The 16729-nt window shown below is 64.2% G+C and carries 19 protein-coding genes; 12 read left to right on the top strand and 7 right to left on the bottom strand.

Annotation, left to right across the window (positions count from 1 at the left end; genetic code table 11):
* Positions 1 to 60: 60 nt before the first annotated feature.
* Positions 61 to 336, bottom strand: a complete 276-nt coding sequence (locus tag IB234_RS04140; protein WP_192314267.1) for a hypothetical protein — start codon at positions 334 to 336, stop codon at positions 61 to 63.
* Positions 337 to 466: 130 nt separating this feature from the next.
* On the opposite strand from IB234_RS04140, the gene IB234_RS04135 reads away from it, so the two are divergent.
* Positions 467 to 1126: a glutathione S-transferase family protein gene (locus IB234_RS04135; RefSeq protein ID WP_192314264.1), complete on the top strand. Its 660-nt coding sequence runs from the start codon at positions 467 to 469 to the stop codon at positions 1124 to 1126.
* A 3-nt stretch (positions 1127 to 1129) separates the two neighbouring features.
* Here IB234_RS04135 and IB234_RS04130 read toward each other — a convergent pair whose 3' ends face one another.
* From IB234_RS04130 to argH, 4 genes are all read right to left on the bottom strand, one after another.
* Positions 1130 to 1882 (bottom strand): endo alpha-1,4 polygalactosaminidase, encoded by a 753-nt coding sequence (locus IB234_RS04130; RefSeq protein ID WP_318651970.1) that lies wholly within the window; start codon positions 1880 to 1882, stop codon positions 1130 to 1132.
* 85 nt (positions 1883 to 1967) lie between these two features.
* The gene (locus IB234_RS04125; RefSeq protein ID WP_192314262.1) at positions 1968 to 2447 is read right to left on the bottom strand and encodes a GNAT family N-acetyltransferase; all 480 of its coding nucleotides are present in this window, start codon (positions 2445 to 2447) and stop codon (positions 1968 to 1970) included.
* 32 nt (positions 2448 to 2479) lie between these two features.
* A complete protein-coding gene (locus IB234_RS04120; protein WP_225580230.1) occupies positions 2480 to 3034 on the bottom strand; it encodes an AAA family ATPase in 555 nt (184 codons plus the stop codon).
* Position 3035: 1 nt separating this feature from the next.
* On the bottom strand, positions 3036 to 4430 hold the full coding sequence (argH, locus tag IB234_RS04115; protein WP_192314260.1) for an argininosuccinate lyase: 1395 nt from the start codon (positions 4428 to 4430) through the stop codon (positions 3036 to 3038).
* Positions 4431 to 4637: 207 nt separating this feature from the next.
* Between argH and IB234_RS04110 the strand changes: the two genes are divergently transcribed.
* From IB234_RS04110 to rsd, 8 genes are all read left to right on the top strand, one after another.
* Entirely contained in the window at positions 4638 to 5720 is a 1083-nt protein-coding gene (locus IB234_RS04110; protein WP_192314258.1) for a sensor histidine kinase, read from the top strand.
* Entirely contained in the window at positions 5717 to 6466 is a 750-nt protein-coding gene (locus IB234_RS04105) for a LytR/AlgR family response regulator transcription factor (protein WP_192314256.1), read from the top strand. The genes IB234_RS04110 and IB234_RS04105 overlap by 4 nt, the downstream gene beginning before the upstream one ends.
* Before the next feature lie 95 nt (positions 6467 to 6561).
* Positions 6562 to 7494: a hydroxymethylbilane synthase gene (gene hemC / locus IB234_RS04100; RefSeq protein ID WP_192314254.1), complete on the top strand. Its 933-nt coding sequence runs from the start codon at positions 6562 to 6564 to the stop codon at positions 7492 to 7494.
* Positions 7491 to 8273 (top strand): uroporphyrinogen-III synthase, encoded by a 783-nt coding sequence (locus IB234_RS04095; protein WP_192314251.1) that lies wholly within the window; start codon positions 7491 to 7493, stop codon positions 8271 to 8273. Before hemC ends, IB234_RS04095 begins: the two co-directional genes overlap by 4 nt.
* 14 nt (positions 8274 to 8287) lie before the next feature.
* Complete coding sequence (locus IB234_RS04090; RefSeq protein WP_192314248.1) at positions 8288 to 9424, top strand: uroporphyrinogen-III C-methyltransferase; 1137 nt, start codon at positions 8288 to 8290, stop codon at positions 9422 to 9424.
* Positions 9421 to 10653 (top strand): heme biosynthesis HemY N-terminal domain-containing protein, encoded by a 1233-nt coding sequence (locus IB234_RS04085; RefSeq protein ID WP_192314245.1) that lies wholly within the window; start codon positions 9421 to 9423, stop codon positions 10651 to 10653. Before IB234_RS04090 ends, IB234_RS04085 begins: the two co-directional genes overlap by 4 nt.
* 121 nt (positions 10654 to 10774) lie before the next feature.
* Positions 10775 to 11266 carry a disulfide bond formation protein B gene (locus tag IB234_RS04080; protein WP_192314242.1) on the top strand — a complete coding sequence of 164 codons (492 nt, stop codon included), beginning with the start codon at positions 10775 to 10777 and terminating at the stop codon, positions 11264 to 11266.
* A 179-nt stretch (positions 11267 to 11445) separates the two neighbouring features.
* The gene (rsd, locus tag IB234_RS04075) at positions 11446 to 11922 is read left to right on the top strand and encodes a sigma D regulator (protein ID WP_192314239.1); all 477 of its coding nucleotides are present in this window, start codon (positions 11446 to 11448) and stop codon (positions 11920 to 11922) included.
* Positions 11923 to 11986: 64 nt separating this feature from the next.
* Here rsd and IB234_RS04070 read toward each other — a convergent pair whose 3' ends face one another.
* Positions 11987 to 12625 (bottom strand): FKBP-type peptidyl-prolyl cis-trans isomerase, encoded by a 639-nt coding sequence (locus IB234_RS04070; RefSeq protein WP_192314235.1) that lies wholly within the window; start codon positions 12623 to 12625, stop codon positions 11987 to 11989.
* 116 nt (positions 12626 to 12741) lie between these two features.
* On the opposite strand from IB234_RS04070, the gene IB234_RS04065 reads away from it, so the two are divergent.
* Positions 12742 to 13761 carry an AlgP family protein gene (locus IB234_RS04065; RefSeq protein WP_192314232.1) on the top strand — a complete coding sequence of 340 codons (1020 nt, stop codon included), beginning with the start codon at positions 12742 to 12744 and terminating at the stop codon, positions 13759 to 13761.
* Here IB234_RS04065 and IB234_RS04060 read toward each other — a convergent pair.
* Positions 13758 to 14201: a TIGR02444 family protein gene (locus IB234_RS04060; protein ID WP_192314229.1), complete on the bottom strand. Its 444-nt coding sequence runs from the start codon at positions 14199 to 14201 to the stop codon at positions 13758 to 13760. The genes IB234_RS04065 and IB234_RS04060 overlap by 4 nt on opposite strands.
* Positions 14202 to 14251: 50 nt before the next feature.
* On the opposite strand from IB234_RS04060, the gene IB234_RS04055 reads away from it, so the two are divergent.
* Together IB234_RS04055 and IB234_RS04050 are read left to right on the top strand one after the other, a co-directional pair.
* Complete coding sequence (locus IB234_RS04055) at positions 14252 to 16165, top strand: ATP-binding cassette domain-containing protein (RefSeq protein ID WP_192314226.1); 1914 nt, start codon at positions 14252 to 14254, stop codon at positions 16163 to 16165.
* On the top strand, positions 16165 to 16704 hold the full coding sequence (locus tag IB234_RS04050) for a mechanosensitive ion channel family protein (protein WP_192314223.1): 540 nt from the start codon (positions 16165 to 16167) through the stop codon (positions 16702 to 16704). Before IB234_RS04055 ends, IB234_RS04050 begins: the two co-directional genes overlap by 1 nt.
* Positions 16705 to 16729 lie beyond the last annotated feature (25 nt).

The following is a 16729-nucleotide window of genomic DNA, read 5'->3' as shown; positions in this document are numbered from 1 at the left end:
AGTGCGGCCAACTTAACAGCCCACCCGGCAGCAGCGGAATAGACCTTGGTCAAAGGCAGGTCATTCTTCTCCCGGCAGGGTCGGTAACGCACGCAGCGCCTGCTCGTACCAGGCACCGTCGAAAGGCCGATCATCGCGTAGCATGGCGTCGATCTCATAGGCCAGCACCAGAGCCATCAGCTCGAGTATTTCCTCGCGCTCGTAGCCCACCAGAGTCAGTTTGTTGTAGACGGCCTTGGCAGCTGGCGGGCTATCCGCCTCCAGCTGATTCTCGATGGCCCGGACCAGAGTCTCTTCAGCGAAGGCCTCTTCATCGTTGTCGTCGTGCTCGCTCATGGCAACTCCTCGATTAAAGGCCTGCAGTGTGCCACGGCCATGCGGTGGTCGTGCCATTCAGCCGTCTGATGGAGCACCACCCCACAGCCGGGAGGGCTATAAGGGATATTTCCCAGCCTGGTACGAACTCATGCTCAGACTTCATGGCTTTGCCGTCAGCAACTACTACAACATGGTGCATCTGGCCCTGCTGGAGAAGGGACTGGCCTTCGACACCGCTACAGTCTACGGCTGCCAGGACGAAGCCTTCCTCGCCATCAGCCCTCGCGGCAAGGTGCCGGTACTGCAGACCGAGCATGGCTACATCAGCGAGACCAGCGCCATCCTCGACTATCTGGAGGACCTCGGCGAGGGGCGGCCGCTGCTGCCTGCCGAGCCGTTCGCCCGCGCGCAAGTACGCGCGCTGGTCAAGGAAATCGAGCTGTACATCGAGCTGCCCGCGCGTAGCTGCTACCCGGAAGCATTCTTCCGCAATCCGGTGGACGTCGCGATCAAGGACAAGGCGCGCAGTGAACTGCTGGCCGGTGTCGCCACACTCAAGCGCCACGGTCGCTTCACACCCTACGTGGCAGGCGAGCAGTTCAGCCTGGCCGACCTTTATTTCCTCTACAGCATCGACTTGGCCGAAGTGGTAGCGCAGAAGGTGTTCGGTCTCGACCTGCTGGAAGACTTCCCCGCCGCCCGTGAACTGCTCGAACGGCTGCGACAGAACCCGCACGTGCAGATGATCGCCACACAGAAGGAGGCTGGCATGGCCGGTTTCATGACCTTCCTCAAGAGCAAGGCCTGAGGCTCAGGGACAGGGCTTGCCGGTTCCCGTCAGGTCCAGGTTGAAGAACTGCAGGCGAAATCCTGAAGCCTTGGCGCTGGTGCACAGCTTGGCGTTGTAGGCTCGATACTCGGCGATGAAGATCGGCGTGCCCTCCTGGCGCATGGCCGCGTACCCGCTGCACTCCTCGTACCGATAGCAGCTCTCGTTGACCGCGAAGTCGACATGTCCGACCAGCTGTGGCAGCAGCTCGACGGCATTCTTCAGGCCGACGCTGAGGTTGCGCTTATGCGCCTCGTCAGCCAGCCAGCGGTTGAAGTTGATCTGCTGCGCCTTGGTCAGCCCGAGGCCGTTATCGTTGGCATAGCCATCCACGTTATCTGGGTCGACACCGCTGCAGCCTTTGCTACGCGCCAGGTCCAGGCGCTTGGCCAGCAGCATGCGCACCTCGCTGCGACGGTAGTCCAGCCAGCGCTCGCCAGGCCAATCCGGCAGAGGCCTGCCGATGGCCGCCTTGGGATAGAGCTTGGCGTCGCTGCGCCAGTCTTCCCAGGTTCCGGCGCTGAAATAACAGATGACGATGCGACCTTGCGTCTTGAGATTGGAGATGGTCTGCGTCGATGTATCGTACAAGTCGATGTCGTAGACCTGGCGATCAGGCGTCTGCAGCGCGCCATTGAGTTGCAGATGCCAGCTGGCGTCTGCGGGAATGGCCAGAGGGGCAGCCGAGGCGAGGCCCGGGTAAAGCAGGACGAGGGAAGTGAATAGCGAGCGCACGGCGGGCAACCTGACTACAACCGAGTGTCGTAGCCAACATACGTGAGCCCCACTCCCCCACCCAAGCGCCTGGCGCCGGATGGCTTTAGTCTGCTGCGAAGTCGATAAGCGCCTGACCGGCCAGACGATAGGTAGTCCACTCGTCCTGCGGGCGGGCGCCGAAGGACTGGTAGAAGTCGATGGCAGGCGTATTCCAGTCCAGTACCGACCACTCGAAACGGCCGCAGCCGCGCTGCACGGCGATACGCGCCAGGTGTTGCAGCAGCGCCTTGCCTGCACCACAGCCACGGGCCTCAGGGCTGACGTAGAGGTCTTCCAGGTACAGGCCGTGCTTACCCAGCCAGGTGGAGTAGTTGAAGAAGTACACGGCGTAGCCGATAGGCACGCCGTCCTGCTCGCAGATCAGCGCGTGGCTGCTGCTGTCGGCACCAAACAGGCTATCGCGCAGGCCGGCGACATCGGTCTTCACCTCGTGCTCGGCCTTCTCGTAGATGGCCAGGTCAGTGATGAGGCGCAGGATCAGTGCGGAATCATCGGCGGTGGCAGGACGGATGTGCAGGGGCATGCGGGGTCTCCCGAAGATGGATGTAGGTGGCGCTAACGGCTCGGCAGGCTCGCCAGGAAGCGCTCGACGGCCCGGCGAGAATCCAGCCGTACGTAGCGCCGGGACTGCGGTGACGTGCGCATTTCCTCGTCGTAGCGCTGCCGATAGATCGGGTGGCGGGTCCAGGCCCAGGCCAGGATGGACTGTTCGGGGGTGAGGCTGAACAGGTTGGCCCAGCGCTCGCGGTTGCCGTTCCATAAGGTCTGGCGCAGCACCAGGCGCTTGAGCGTGCGCGGTATCAGCTGGCGCATCACCGCCGCTCGCGGCAGATCCAGCCAGATCACCATGTCCGCTTTCTCCAACACCTGCGGGCGCACCGCGGAATAGCTGCCTTCCACTACCCAGCCTTCGCCCTCTAGGGCCTCACCGACCGCCTGCTTGAACTGCTCGGTGGGCAGCGGCTGCCAGTCGGGCTGGTGGTATAGGGCGTCCAGCTCTACATGGCGGTAGCCCAGGAGCCGGGCCAACTGGCGCGACAGGGTGGTCTTGCCCGAGCCCGAGCAGCCAACCACCGAGATGCACCGACCCGGCGCCACCACCTCGCTCATCTCAGCGCGTCGCCAGCAGTTCCTTGCCGCGAACCACGGCGGCGCGCACCTGATTCGGCGCGGTGCCGCCGATATGGTCGCGGGCGTTGACCGAGCCTTCCAGGGTCAGCACGGCGAATACGTCGTCGCCGATCTGATAGCTGAACTGGCGCAGTTCGTCGAGGCTCATCTCGGCCAGATCCTTGCCGCTGTCCACACCGTACTTCACCGCGTGACCGACGATCTCGTGGCAATCGCGGAAGGGCAGGCCCTTGCGCACCAGGTAGTCGGCCAGGTCAGTGGCGGTGGAGAAGCCACGACGGGCCGCCTCGCGCATGATCTCGCGCTTGGGCTTGATCGCCGGAACCATGTCGGCGAAGGCGCGCAGGCTGTCGCGCAGGGTGTCGGCGGCGTCGAACAGCGGCTCTTTGTCTTCCTGGTTGTCCTTGTTGTAGGCCAGCGGCTGGCCCTTCATCAGGGTCAGCAGGCCCATCAGCGCGCCGAACACACGGCCGGATTTGCCGCGCACCAGCTCCGGCACGTCCGGATTCTTCTTCTGCGGCATGATCGAGGAGCCAGTGCAGAAGCGGTCGGGCAGGTCGATGAACTGGAACTGCGCGGAGGTCCACAGCACCAGTTCTTCAGAGAAGCGCGACAGGTGCATCATCGCCAGTGAGGCGGTGGCGCAGAATTCGATGGCGAAATCGCGATCCGACACACCGTCCAGCGAGTTGCCGCCAACGGCGTCGAAACCGAGCAACTCGGCAGTGATCTCGCGGGCAATTGGGTAGGTGGTGCCGGCCAGCGCGGCCGAGCCCAGCGGCATGCGGTTGACCCGCTTGCGGCAGTCGATCAAACGTTCGTAGTCGCGCGACAGCATTTCGAACCAGGCCAGGAGGTGATGGCCGAAGGTCACCGGCTGGGCGGTCTGCAGGTGGGTGAAGCCGGGCATGATGGTGTCGGCTTCGGCCTCGGCCAGACCGAGCAGGCCCTGCTGCAGGCGGGTGATTTCTTTGATGATCAGGTCGATCTCGTCGCGCAGCCACAGGCGGATGTCGGTGGCCACCTGGTCGTTGCGGCTACGGCCGGTGTGCAGCTTCTTGCCGGTGACGCCAATGCGGTCGGTCAGACGTGCCTCAATGTTCATGTGCACGTCTTCCAGATCGACGCGCCAGTCGAAGCTGCCGGCCTCGATCTCTGCCTGAATCTGCTTCAGGCCTGCCTCAATGGCGTCCCGCTCGTCCGCAGTCAGCACGCCGACCTTGGACAACATGGTGGCGTGGGCAATGGAGCCCATGATGTCATGACGGTAGAGGCGCTTGTCGAAGTCGACGGAGGCGGTGAAGCGGGCGACGAAGGCGTCGACTGGCTCGCTGAAGCGGCCGCCCCAGGACTGGTTGGTCTTCTCAAGGCTCATGGCAGAACTCGCGGACAAGGCAGGCACGGCGCCTGCGAAACGGACGAAGTGCGCCGATAATAACAGCCTTGCCGGGAAAACCGACGCTGAGCCGATCTGTCGCGCCCGTCACAGTTTTCAGCGGAAGGTGGCATTTGGGCCCCCGTTTTGGCCCGGCTGGAGAGCTCTGGCTTGCCGCCCGAGGGCGCACACAAGGAAACTGCGCGGATGAAAATCACCAGGCTCACCAAGGGGCGTCGACTCGCCCCGAATGACGATTTCTTCCTGCCAGAGCTGTGCGAGCCCGAGGCATTGCTCAGCCTGGTGCTGCTGGCCGAGCTGCTGGTCATGGTATTGGTGTTGTCCGAGCCCATGCAGCCAGGCTTCAACTGGGTGCGCCTGGCGCTGACCTCGCTGTTCGTGCAGTGGATCGTGCTGCTCTCAGCCGCCCTGCTGTGCAGCCTGCGTCCACTACTGGCACGGCTGCGGGCTGCAGTGGCTGGCGGGCTGTGCTGCGTGCTGGTGGTTGCATTGACGCTCGGCTGTACGGCGGTGGCCGACCAGTTCGAGCTAGGCGGCCCACTCCCGCGCGACGGCGAGGTCAATCTGTATCTGCGCCACGCACTGATCGCACTGATCATGTCAGCGCTGCTACTGCGCTACTTCTATCTGCAGAGTCAGTGGCGTCGCCAGCAACAGGCCGAGCTCAAGGCACGCATCGAATCACTGCAGGCGCGCATCAGGCCGCACTTCCTGTTCAACAGCCTGAACAGCATCGCCAGTCTGGTAGCAATCGATCCGCACAAGGCCGAGCAGGCGGTGCTCGACCTGTCCGACCTGTTTCGCGCCAGCCTCGCCAAGCCTGGCACCCTGGTGAGCTGGGGCGATGAGCTGGAGTTGGCCAAACGATATCTGTCGATCGAACACTATCGGCTCGGCGAACGGCTACAGTTGGATTGGCAGGTGGAAAACGTGCCGACGGACTTGCCGATCCCCCAGCTGACCCTGCAGCCGCTGCTGGAGAACGCCCTCATTTATGGCATCCAGCCGCGCATCGAGGGCGGGCTGGTACGGATCGAGGCGGACTACCGCGACGGGGTGTTCCAGCTCTGTGTGAGCAACCCCTTTCAGGAAGGCCACGAAAAGCAACCGTCACGCGGGACCCAACAGGCCCTGGTGAATATCGACGCGCGACTGGCGGCACTTTTCGGCCCCGGCGCGAGTCTCAGCGTGGACCGCCGTGACGGGCGCCACTTCACCTGTCTACGCTATCCTTGTTCGAGACTCATGCAGGAAGCCCGAGCAATATGAATGTGCTGATCGTCGATGACGAACCCCTTGCCCGCGAGCGACTGGCCCGCATGGTCGGTGAACTCGATGGCTACCGTATCCTCGAGCCCTCGGCCAGCAATGGTGAAGAGGCTCTGACGCTGATCGACAGCTTGCGGCCGGACGTGGTCCTGCTGGATATCCGCATGCCCGGCCTCGATGGCCTGCAGGTAGCGGCCAAGCTGTGCGAGCGCGAGGCGCCGCCGGCGGTGATCTTCTGCACCGCGCATGATGAATTCGCCTTGGAGGCCTTCGACGTCAGCGCCGTCGGTTATCTGGTCAAGCCGGTTCGGCCGGAGGCTCTGGCTGCCGCGCTGAAGAAGGCCGAGCGGCCCAACCGGGTGCAGCTCGCCGCTCTTACGCGCCCCTCCGGCGGTGATAATGGCGCCGGCCCGCGCAGCCATATCAGCGCGCGCACCCGCAAGGGCATCGAGCTGATTCCGCTGGAGCAGGTGATCTTCTTCATCGCCGATCACAAGTACGTGACCCTGCGCCACGAAGGTGGCGAGGTGCTGCTGGACGAGCCGCTGAAGGCGCTGGAGGACGAGTTCGGTGATCGCTTCGTGCGCATCCACCGCAATGCCCTGGTGGCTCGCGAGCGCATCGAGCGCCTGCAGCGCACACCACTGGGGCATTTCCAGCTCTATCTCAAGGGCCTCGGCCCGGACGCCCTGACCGTCAGCCGGCGCCATGTCGCCGGCGTGCGCAAGCTGATGCATAGCCTGTAACGTGGAGGCCGGCACTCCCTGCGGCGATTGTGCCTGCGGGCGTGTGCTGGCCATCCTGTTATCATCCCTGGCAGTCCGTTTTTCTGGAATTGCCCATGCCCCGCGAAATTCGCATCGCCACCCGTAAGAGCGCCCTGGCCCTGTGGCAGGCCGAATATGTCAAAGCCCGCTTGGAAGAGTCCCATCCCGGGCTGAAAGTCAGCCTGGTTCCCATGGTCAGTCGCGGTGACAAGCTGCTCGATGCACCCCTGGCGAAAATCGGTGGCAAGGGACTGTTCGTCAAGGAGCTGGAAACCGCTCTGTTGGAGAACGAGGCCGACATCGCCGTGCATTCCATGAAGGACGTGCCGATGGACTTCCCCGAAGGCCTCGGCCTGTTCTGCATCTGCGAGCGCGAAGACCCGCGCGACGCCTTCGTCTCCAATACCTACGACAGCCTAGATGCCCTGCCGGCCGGCAGCGTGGTCGGCACTTCAAGTCTGCGCCGCCAGGCTCAGCTGCTGGCGCGCCGCCCGGACCTGAAGATCCAGTTCCTGCGTGGCAACGTGAACACCCGCCTGGCCAAGCTGGACGCCGGCGAGTACGACGCCATCATCCTCGCCGCCGCCGGCCTGATCCGCCTGGGCTTCTCGGAACGCATCCGCTCCTCCATCAGCGTCGACGACAGTCTGCCGGCAGGCGGCCAGGGCGCCGTCGGTATCGAGTGCCGAAGTGCGGATAGCGAGATTCACGCCCTGCTGGCGCCACTGCACCATGCCGAGACAGCCATCCGCGTCACTGCCGAACGCGCGCTGAACAAGCGCCTCAATGGCGGCTGCCAAGTACCGATTGCATGCTATGCGCTGCTCGAAGGCGACCAGTTGTGGCTGCGCGGCCTGGTCGGACAGCCCGATGGCGAGCTGCTGCTGCGCGCTGAAGGTCGTGGCGGCGATGCCGAAGTGCTCGGCGTGCAGGTGGCCGAGCAACTGTTGGCCCAGGGTGCGGAAACCATCCTCAAGGCGGTCTACGGCGAGGCCGCTGCCGAGTGACGGGTTGGCGCCTGCTGCTGACCCGCCCCGCTGCCGAGTGCGAGGTTCTGGCCGCCACGCTGGCCGAGGCAGGAGTGTTCAGCCGCAGCCTCCCTTTGCTGGCGACCGAGGCGCTGGCAGAAATACCTGAGCAACGCGCCGCTATCCTCGACCTCGAGCACTACAGCGCCTTGGTCGTGGTGAGCAAGACTGCGGCACGCCTGGGCCTCGAACTGCTCATGCGCCACCGCCAGCAGCCACCAGCCAATCTGGCCTGGTTCAGCGTCGGCACTGCCACCGCCCGGGTACTCGACCAGTTCCTGCAACCACACGGTCTGCGCGCCTGTTGCCCGAGCGAGGGTGATGACAGCGAGGCGCTGCTGGCGTTGCCACAGTTGACCAGCGCATTGCTGGTCCCGAACCCTCGAGTGCTGATCATGCGTGGCGAGGGTGGTCGCGAGCTGATCGCTGATACCCTGCGCCAACGTGGCGTAGCAGTAGACTATCTGGAACTCTATCGCCGTGTACGGCCTCAATACCCTGCCGGTACGCTGGCACGGGTAGTTGAAGAGTCGCACCTCAATGCATTGCTGGTCAGCAGCGCACAAGGCCTGGACAACCTCCGCCAACTGGCTGCCAGCGCCTGGGAAGAGCTGTCTCGGCTACCCTTGCTGGTACCCAGCCCGCGAGTGGCCGACATGGCCCGTGCGGCGGGTGCACGGCAGGTCATCGATTGTCGCGGCGCCAGTGCTGCGGCTGTTCTGGAGGCCCTGCGCGCCCACCCGGCGCCGGCCCACTAGCAAAGGAAGGACACGTGAGCGAAACAGCCCCGCAGATCGGCGAACAAAGCCCGCAAACTCAGATCGACCAGCCGCAGGTCGCCGCCCCCAAGGCCCGGAGTAATGGCCCGGCCTGGCTGGCACTGCTGATCGGCCTGGCTGCACTGGGGGCGGGCGGCTGGAGCGCCTGGCAATTGCACCAGCAACAGGAACAGGCGACTCAGCAGCTGGCGCAGTTCCAGCAGGCCGGTGAGGCGGCGCAGGCACGTATAAAGGCCAGCGAAGAACATGTCGCCAAACGCCTGGCTGGCTTGCCCACCGCGAGCGAGCTGGCGACCCAGCGCGATCTGCTGGTGAGCGTGCAGGGCGAGCAGCAGCGGCTGGCACAGGACCTGTCCGGCGTACTCGGCAAGAGTCGCCAGGACTGGCGCCTGGCCGAGGCCGAGCACTTGCTGCGCCTGGCCATGCTGCGCCTGTCTGCCCTGCAGGACGTGGACAGTGCCGTGGCACTGGTGCAGGGCGCCGAAGATATCCTTCGGGCTCAGAATGATCCACAGGCCTTCGCAGCCCGCGGCGAGCTGATCAAGGTGCTGGAGGCGTTGCGCAGCCTGCCACAGGTGGATCGCAGCGGCCTGTTCCTGCAACTGGCCGCCCTGCGTGGCCAGGTTGCTCAACTGCAGATGCTGGCCCCCGAATATATCCTGCCGGCCGAGGTGCCGAGCAGCGCCAACGCCAGCGACAGCAGTCGCTGGGATGAGCTCTGGCAGGAGCTGTCACGCTACGTGCGCATCGATCTCCACGCCGACCAGGATGTGCGCCCACAACTGGCAGGACAGAGTCTGGCGCAGGTGCGCCTGACCCTGGCACTGGCGCTGGAACAGGCCCAGTGGGGGGCGCTGAACGGCGATCAGGCGGTCTATCGTCAGGCCCTGACCTCGGCCAGCGAAGTGCTGGACAGCTATTTCGATCGCGACAATCAGGCTGTGCAGGCCATGCAGAAGCGCATCGGCGAGCTGAGCGAGCAGAAGGTCGTCGCCAGCATGCCCAAGCTGGACGACGCCCTGAGCGGCCTGCAGGCCTACCTAAAACGCCGCGAGGCTGCCGAGCTGCTGCCTGATGCCGAGGCGGAACACGAGCCAGGTATCGAGGCAATCGAGGAGGATGGGCAATGATTCGTGCCGTCCTGCTTCTGGTTCTGGTGGTGGCCGCTGCCACCGCGCTGGGCCTGGCCATCGCAGAGCACAGCGGCTACGTGCTGATCGCCTGGAAGGGCCTGCGTTACGAGTCCAGTCTGTGGGTGTTCCTGTTCCTGATCGCCTTCGTCCTGCTGGCGATCTGGACATTGCGCTGGCTTGTAAGACTGCTACTGGCATCCGGTGGATTGCTCAACCCATGGTCGCGCCGGCAACGAGGAAGACGCCTGCAGCTAGCTGCGGACAAGGGGCTCATGGACCTGATCGAGGGACGTTGGGAGCGTGCGGTGCGCCACCTGCGTCTGGCTGCCGAAGGCGAGCGCCAACCATTGATGTTCTATCTCGGGGCCGCCCGAGCCGCCAGCAGGCTGGGGCGTCGGGAGGAAAGCGAGGAATTGCTGGAGCGCGCCCTGCGGCGCCAGCCTCAGGCCGAACTGGCCGTCGCGCTGACCCACGCCGAGCTACAGCGTGAGTGGGGCGACTTGAATGGCGCGCTGGATACCCTGCAGGCCATGCGCGAGCGCCACCCCCGCCACCACCTAGTGCTGGAGCAACTGCAGCGTACGCTGGCCGAGCACGGTGACTGGGCGGCCCTGCTCGATCTGCTACCGGAGCTGAGAAAGTCCAAGGTATTGGATGGCGAGGCGCTGGTCGAACTGGAGCGCAAGGTGTGGACCGCCCGCCTGCAGCATGCAGGAGAAAGCGGAATGGATCAGGGCGAGCTTTCCCTGCAGCCACTTACCGCTGCCTGGCAATCGCTCTCCTCTTCGCAGCGTCAAGACGTCGACCTGCTGCTGGCCTATACCGCACAACTGCGTGCACTCGGCGCTCAGGAGGAGGCCGAGGAGGTACTGCGCAAGGCACTCAAGCAGGGTTACGACGCACGCCTGATTCGCTTGTATGGGCAACTGCGGGGACGTGACCCGGTTCGCCAGCTACAGACGGCCGAAGGCCTGCTCAAACAGCACCCGCAAGACCCAATCTTGCTACTCAGCCTTGGGCGGCTCTGCCTGCAGAATGAACTCTGGGGCAAGGCTCGAGAGTATTTCGAAGTAAGCCTGGAGTTTTCTCGTAGCGCCGAAACCTGCGCCGAGCTCGCCCGCCTGCTGGCCAGCCAGGGGGATATCGAGGGTAGTAACCGCCTGATGCAGGAGATGCAGGTGCTGCAGGGCCAGCGCCTGCCTCAACTGCCTCAACCATCGCACTAGCGGACAGCCGCCGGCCGGACGTGCGGCGCCCTGCCACTGACAGGGCGCCTACCCGCGCCTTGAAAGCCCGCCCCGCTTTCCTCTACCGTAGGCGCCTTTCTTGCCCCGCATCGGAGTTACCATGGCGCTGGCCACCCCGCGTACCCTGTTCCTGCTCGCCTTCCTTGGCTGCCTGGCCCTGATGGGCGGAGCCCTCTATCTGGAGCATGCGGTCGGCCTCAACCCTTGCCCGATGTGCATAGTCCAGCGCGTCTTCGTCATCCTCTTCGCGCTGGTCTGCCTGATCGCCGCCATCCATGGGCCGGCACGCACCGGCCAGCGGGTCTATGCCGTGCTCGCCCTGCTGTTCGCTGCCGGTGGCGCCGGTACTGCAGCACGCCAGGTATGGCTCCAGAGCGTGCCGGCCGACCAGCTGGAGGCCTGTCTGCCCAGTCTCGAGTTCATGATGGAAGCCCTGCCGCTGCAGGAGATCGTGCGCCTGGTATTCCACGGTACTGCCGACTGTGCGGAAGTGACCTGGACGCTGTTCGGCCTCAGCGTACCGGAATGGAGCCTGTTGGCATTCATCGGCATGGTCGTGTTCGCACTGTTCCAGTTGCTGCGCCGTCGCTGAGGCGTGGCCTTTCCGATAGCCACGACTTGATGCCTGCGCCGAGTGGGCATACTCTGGCCCCAAGTCTCGCCATTAATCCGCCGTTTCCGGCGAGACGCTCCCCGAGCACCCGCGAGCTGACAATAAAATGTCTCGGGGCTGGCGTATTCAGCATTCACCAGTAGGGAAGTGAGGACATCATGCTCGAGAGCTGCCAGAACGCCCAGGAACGCTGGGGCGGTGTACACCAGCTGATCGACCGCTGGCTGCAGGAACGTCATGAGCTGGTCAGCGCCTTCGGTGCGCTCTGCGACAAGCCACAAGGTATCGTCGCCAACACCCAGGACGTGCAGCGCTTCTGCGAGATTCTGGTCGACTATGTGTCTGCCGGGCACTTCGAGGTATACGAACAGCTCACCGTCGAGGCCAAGGCATTCGGCGACCAGCGCGGACTCGAATTGGCCAAGCAAATCTACCCGCGCATCGAAGCCATCACCGAGGTGGCGCTGGCATTCAATGATCGCTGCGACAACGGCGACTGCCGCGATGCAGCCTCCCTCAATAGCGAATTGAAACGTCTAGGCCAGCTGCTGCATGAGCGCTTCGAGCTGGAAGACTGCCTGATCGAGGTATTGCACAATGCGCACCAACACCAGGCCACTGCCGCCCCACTCTGAGTATCTCGCGATATAGAAAAAGCCGCCTCGTCAGGCGGCTTTTTCATGGCCGATCACTGGCGATTCAATCGGCCACATCCACCAGCTCGACCTCGAAAACGAGCGTTGCGTTCGGCGGAATCAGGTCACCAGCACCCTCCTCGCCATACCCCTGAGCCGCAGGGATCACTATGCGCCAACGGGCGCCGACCGGCATCTGCCGCAAGGCCGCCTGCCAGCCTGGAATCAGGGCGCCAAGACGAAACCACTGAGGTCCCTCACTCTGATCGAAGAGAGTGCCATCGGCCAGTTCTCCGCGGTAGAGCACCTTCACCCGGCTACCTGCATGCGGCTTGCGCCCACTGCCCGCTCGCAGCTCGCTTACCAGCACACCACTCTCCAGTTCGCGGACACCGTACCGGGATTTTTCCCTGGAGAGAAAGCGCCCTTCGGCCATGCGCGCCTGCTCTTCACGACTGTTGGCCATGTGCTGTTCATGGGCATCGAGCAGCGCATCGATACGCTCCGGAGGAAGCCTCAATTCATCACCGTGGTATGCCTGGCGCAGGCCCTGGAGCAAGGCATCGAGTGGCAGGTCGGGTACCTCGCTGCGCAGTCTTTCACCGAGTCGCGCACCCAGGCTGTATGCAAGGTCCTCGTCCTGGGGCGCGGCGGGCGACAAGACGGGAAGCAGGCACAACAGCAACAACACATGACGCAGCATGATGAAACTCTCCGCGGAATTTGCCGGTGATTATGCCTGTTGCCCGCATGGGTGCTAGCGACCGGCGAGTCAGCCGTCTAGTATGGGGAGCACCAACGTCCGTTAGGAGGCACGCCATGCCGACCAACAATAAGAAGTCCGTAAGCACCCCTTTGCATCTGCTCCAGCAACTCTCCCATAGCCTGCTCGAACATTTGGAAAAGGCCTGCGCGCAAGCTCTGGTCGACGCCGAAGGCATGCTGACCAAGCTGGAGAAACAACGCGTCAAGGCGCAGGAAAAGCTGCATGACAGCCGCGCCAAGCTGCAAGGCGCAGCCAAGGCCGGCAAAGCCAAGGCCCAGGAAAAAGCCAAGGCCGCGGTGGCCGAGCTGGAAGACCTGCTCTCCGGCCTGAAGACTCGCCAGGCCGAAACGCGCAGCTACATCGTGCAGCTCAAGCGCGATGCCCAGGAAAGCCTGAAACTGGCCCAAGGCGTCGGCAAGGTGAGCGAGGCTGCGGCCAAGGCACTGGATAGCCGCACTCCTGCCAAGCCTGATGCCAAAGCAGCAGCCAAGCCAGCAGCCAAGAAAGCCGCAGTGAAACCTGCTGCCAAAGCCGTCGCCAAGCCTGCGGCAAAACCTGCTGCGAAACCGGCAACCAAGCCTGCTGCCAAACCGGCCAGCAAGGCCGCCGCAAAACCAGTCGCCAAGGCTGCAGCCAAGCCCGCTGCTAAGCCAGCTGCGAAAAGCGCGGCCAAACCTGCCGCAAAACCGGCGGCCAAGGCAGTTGCAAAACCAGCGGCCAAACCCGCTACAGCCAAAGCGCCGGTCAAGACTGCCGCGGTCAAGCCGGCGAGCAAGCCGGCCGCAAAACCGGGTGCCAAAGCAGCAGTGAAACCCACCGCCAAGCCCGCCGCAAAACCAGCGGCCAAGCCGGCAGCTGCGAAAGCCGCCGCGAAGCCTGCGGCCACGCCGACAACCAAGCCTGCAGTGAAGAAGCCGGCAGCGGCTAAACCCGCTGTTGCAAAGCCGGCGGCGAAACCAGTGGCGAAGGCTGCCGCCAAGCCAGCAGCAGCCAAACCAGCTGCCCCGGCCAATACAGCGACGCCGACTCCAGCAGCACCCGCCGGCAACGGCACCACACCGCCTGGCGTCTAAACCGATCTCGCCGCGGCACGCAGAAGCCCCTGGGCGTCGCGGGGAATCGACAACCGCTCCAGCCAAGCCACGGCATCGTCCGTGGCTTGCCATTTCTGCACGACAGTCTCCAGCCGCTCGAGCAAAGCTCGCTCGGCCTTCAGCTCCATCACCTTGAGCTGCTCGCGCAGCTGCGCCAGATCCGGATCCTGTGCACCTCTCTCCCGCCAGCCACGCCTGAGTTCGCGCAGCGGCTGCACCACCTGAAGTTGCCAAGGTTCGGCAATGCTCAGCAGTTGCCCAAAGCGTTGCTCGTCACAGGCAACTCGCCTTTGCTCCAGCCACAGCGCGCAAAGCACCAAGCAGATATCGCTGCCGCCATCCTGCAAACGCAGACAGGTCTGTTCCACACCGGGGCGTCCGTAGCAGCGGATGGCAAAACTCCATAGGTCCGACGACATGTTGCTCTCCGGGATATGGCGGGGCGAAGCTGGTAGACTCCGCCGCCATCATGATTCGACTGCTCAATCTTACTCTGCAACGTGGTCCGCAACGCCTGCTCGAAGGCGCCGAGCTGACCCTGCACGCCGGCCAGAAGGTCGGCCTCATCGGTGCCAACGGTGCCGGCAAATCCAGTCTGTTCGCCCTGCTGCGCGGTGAGCTCGGCCCAGATGCCGGTGACTGCCTGCTACCGGCCGACTGGCGCATCGCTCACATGCGCCAAGAGGTGGACAATCTAGAGCGCCTGGCGGTGGACTACGTGCTGGATGGCGATGCGCATCTGCGTATGATCCAGGCCGAGCTGGCGAAAGCCGAAGCCTCGCACGACGGCAGCGCCATCGCCCGCCTGCACACTGAACTGGACAATGCCCAGGGCTATACCGCCGATGCCCGCGCACGCAAGCTGCTAGCCGGCCTGGGCTTCACGGCCGAGCAGATGGACAAGCGGGTCGGCGATTTCTCCGGCGGCTGGCGCATGCGCCTCAACCTGGCCCAAGCGCTGATGTGCCCATCCGAACTACTGCTGCTCGACGAGCCGACCAACCACCTCGACCTCGACGCCATCCTCTGGCTTGAGGAGTGGCTGAAGGGCTACCCAGGCACACTGCTGCTGATTTCCCACGACCGCGACTTCCTCGATTCGGTGGTCGACCACGTGGCACATCTGGAGCAGCAGAAGCTGACGCTCTACCGCGGCGGATACTCGGCCTTCGAACGCACCCGGGCCGAGCGCCTGGCGCAGCAGCAACAGGCCTACGAGAAACAGCAGGCCCAGCGCGCGCACATGGAAAAATACATCGCCCGCTTCAAGGCCCAAGCCACCAAGGCCCGTCAGGCACAGAGCCGGATCAAGGCTCTCGAACGCCTGGAGGAGCTTGCACCAGCGCATGTCGATTCACCTTTCGACTTTGTCTTCCGCGAGGCAGACAAGGTCTCCAGCCCATTGCTCAGCCTTTCCGAAGCGAGCCTCGGCTATGGCGACAAGGCGGTACTGGAAAAGATCAAGCTGAGCCTCGCACCCGGTGCGCGCATCGGCCTGCTTGGCCCCAACGGGGCTGGTAAATCGACCCTGATAAAGACGCTGGCCGGTGATCTGCAGATCCTCGGCGGCAGCCTCATTCGTGGCGAGAACCTGGCCATCGGCTACTTCGCCCAGCATCAGCTCGACTCACTCGACGCCAAGGCCAGCCCGCTGCTACACCTGCAGCGCATCGCCCCCGGCGAGCGCGAGCAGACCCTGCGCGATTTCCTCGGTGGCTTCGACTTCCGCGGCGCACGCTGCGACGAGGCGGTGCTGAATTTCTCCGGCGGCGAGAAGGCGCGCCTGGCCCTGGCACTGATTGCCTGGCAGAAGCCCAACCTGCTGCTGCTTGACGAGCCTACCAACCACCTGGATCTCGAAATGCGCCTGGCACTGACCATGGCCCTGCAGGATTTCGCCGGCGCCGTGCTGGTGGTCTCGCACGATCGTCACCTGCTGAAGAGCACCACCGACGAGTTCATGCTGGTCGCCGATGGCCGCATGCAGCCGTTCGAGGGCGACCTGGAGGATTACGCCCGCTGGCTCGTGGACTATCGCGCCCGTCAGCTACCGCCATCCTCCGCCTCCGCGCCAACTGGCGACAAGACCGATAAGCGTGCCCAACGCCAGGCGGCCGCGGCCCTGCGCCAACAACTCGCACCGCACAAGCGCGAAGCAGAGAAACTGGAGAAAGATCTCGGCAAGGTTCAGGAGAAGCTTGCCGCCATCGAGGAAAAACTCGGTGACAGCGGCCTCTACGATGCAGCCCGCAAGGACGAGCTGCGAGAGCTGCTGGCCGAGCAGGCGCACCTGAAATCATCAGAGAGTGAGCTGGAGGAGGCCTGGCTGTTGGCCCTGGAAACTCTCGAAGAGCTGCAGCGCCAGCTCGAGGAAGCCGACTGATGGAAGAGCTGGAGCTGCTCACTACCTGGCGCGAGCCATTGATCGTGGCGGCGCAGGTACTGCTGATCCTGATGCTGTCGTGGGTCGCTCAACGCATCGTCACCCGCGGCATCACCCGTCTCGGCACACGCTACTCGATGTTGCCCCAGGAAGTGCTGCTGCCGCTGCGCGGACTGCTGCGCTGGCTGATCATGGGCAGCGCACTGATGCTGGTGCTGGAGCGCCTGGGCGTATCCGCCGAGGTGCTCTGGACCGCGCTTACCGGCTTCGCCGCCGTGGCTGCAGTTGCCTTCTTCGCGCTCTGGAGCGTGCTTTCCAACATGTTCTGCGCCCTGCTGATCTTCAGCATGGGGCCGTTCCGCCTTGGCGACACGGTGGAGCTGGTCGAAAGCGCCGACAAGCCGGGAGTAAAGGGACGCGTTCTGGCCATCAACCTCTTCTACACCACGCTGGAAGACTTGAGCGAGGACGCTCGTGGCGCACTGTTGCAGGTCCCCAACAGCCTGTTCTTCCAGAAGAGCATGCGCCGCTGGCGCTAGCGGGGCTGGTGGCGGGCAGGGTGGC

The sequence above is a fragment of the Pseudomonas sp. PDM16 genome (assembly GCF_014851865.1).
Lineage (GTDB): Bacteria > Pseudomonadota > Gammaproteobacteria > Pseudomonadales > Pseudomonadaceae > Aquipseudomonas.
The sequence above is the reverse complement of the archived record's forward strand: the minus strand, read 5'-3'. Positions and strand labels throughout refer to the sequence as shown.